Here is a 750-nt window from a genome sequence, read left to right on the forward strand (position 1 = left end):
AGAGGACGTCTTGTTCAGGTAGGTGGAAGTTGTTCGGGTTGGTAGTGCCATGTCGGGGTCCTCTCCCCGGTGAGACGGCGACCCATAAGATCAATCATCGCCCAGTGGATCATAGTTCGGGAGCGTTGAGGGCGAGTCTCGTAATCGCGGACCAGGCGGCGGTAGTGCATCAGCCAGCCCAACGTCCGCTCGATCACCCACCGGCGGGGACGGACTTTGAACCCCTTCTGTCCGGGTTCCTTGGCCACGACCTCGGCGGTGATCCCGACTTCCGCGGCATGTTGGATGAACCGGGCCTTATATCAGGAATCAACCCAGACTCGGACGAGTCTGCGGTAGGCGGCGGCCAGCGCATCGATGACCCGCGTGCCACCGTTGGTGTCCTGCACCGAGGCGGCGGTCACCACCACGGCCAGCAGCAACCCGAGAGTGTCGGTGGCCAGGTGCCGCTTCTTACCTTTGATCCGTTTGGCGGCGTCGATGCCCTGCTCGGCCTCGGGGACGGTGTCGGCGGTCTTGACCGTCTGACTGTCGATGATCCCCGCGGTGGGTTCGGTGGCCCGGCCCGCCTTGCGGCGGACCCGGTCGCGCAGCAGGTCGTGGACCTGTTCGGTGATCCCGTCGGTTTCCCAGGTGGCGTAGTAGCCGTAGACGGTCTTGTAGGGCGGGAAGTCGTGGGGCAGGTATGCCCAGGGGATCCCGGTCCGGGTCACGTACTGGATCGCGTTGACGATCTCTCGGAGGTCGTGG

At 64.7% G+C, this 750-nt stretch carries 2 protein-coding genes; both read right to left on the reverse strand.

Annotation, left to right across the window (positions count from 1 at the left end):
• Positions 1 to 14: 14 nt before the first annotated feature.
• Complete coding sequence (locus U9983_RS27945) at positions 15 to 287, reverse strand: transposase (RefSeq protein WP_416211422.1); 273 nt, start codon at positions 285 to 287, stop codon at positions 15 to 17.
• 15 nt (positions 288 to 302) lie between these two features.
• Positions 303 to 750 (reverse strand): IS5 family transposase (locus U9983_RS17125; RefSeq protein ID WP_322754997.1); only part of this gene is annotated, 448 nt, incomplete at its 5' end.

The sequence above is a fragment of the Protofrankia sp. Cas3 genome, assembly GCF_963555955.1.
Taxonomy (GTDB): Bacteria; Actinomycetota; Actinomycetes; order Frankiales; family Frankiaceae; genus Protofrankia.